Origin of the sequence: Streptomyces mesophilus (assembly GCF_011044995.1) — a bacterium.
GTDB classification, from domain to species: Bacteria; Actinomycetota; Actinomycetes; order Streptomycetales; family Streptomycetaceae; genus Streptomyces; species Streptomyces mesophilus.
Genome location: NZ_JAAKZW010000496.1, coordinates 1 through 660, shown reverse-complemented (window position 1 = coordinate 660; position 660 = coordinate 1). Strand labels below are relative to the sequence as shown.

At 63.3% G+C, this 660-nt stretch carries 1 protein-coding gene and 1 pseudogene; both read left to right on the top strand.

Going from position 1 to position 660, the window contains the following annotated elements; all coding sequences use genetic code 11:
* Window positions 1-100 (top strand): annotated as a pseudogene (locus G6045_RS40765) (IS5/IS1182 family transposase); the annotation flags it as partial.
* A 157-nt stretch (window positions 101-257) separates the two neighbouring features.
* Window positions 258-494, top strand: a complete 237-nt coding sequence (locus G6045_RS40760; protein WP_165337282.1) for a hypothetical protein — start codon at window positions 258-260, stop codon at window positions 492-494.
* The last annotated feature ends 166 nt before the right edge of the window (window positions 495-660 follow it).

The window sequence follows — 660 nt, the reverse complement described above, 5'->3', positions numbered from 1 at the left end:
GAACTGGAAGATCCTGCGGGACTGCCGACTGAAGGGCAACGGCGTTCACCAGGCCGCACTCGGCATCGCACGCCTTCACAACATGGCCCTCACGGGATAACTCAGACCCCATACGGGACAACCTCTACGGCAACACAAACCCGATCACCTCCAGCTCCAGTACCTGGAAATGCGCCAGCACTGTAAGGCTCGACACCAACGTCGGCGCGCAGGTCTGCGTGATCAGGTCAGCAAGCGGCGGCTCCGTACAAGGCGCAGTGATCGTCCGGAACAATCTAGACAGCATCTACCGCGTCTCGGCCACCGTCAGCCTCTACAACTCCGCCGGCGTCTGGCAAGGCACCACCTGGTCCTGCCCCAAGTCAGGAGTCGGCGCGAACTCCTGGTCCGTGTGCTACGGAAAGACCGTCACCACGAGTGCTTTGAGGTACGCGCAGGCAGCCGCCACCGGCGACGAAGACACCGAAAGCCTTGGCAGGACACAGCTCATCTGAATCTCAATCGACGAGATCCCTGGCCACCCCGAGCCCTCGGGGCGGCCCACACTCGTATCCCACCAAGACCGCACCACGCGCACCCGTGGAAAACCGACCCTCGCCGGCCCGTTTCACAGGTTGTGTGGGTGTGGGGTGGTGTGCCAGGGGGTGTGGTGTGTGGGGG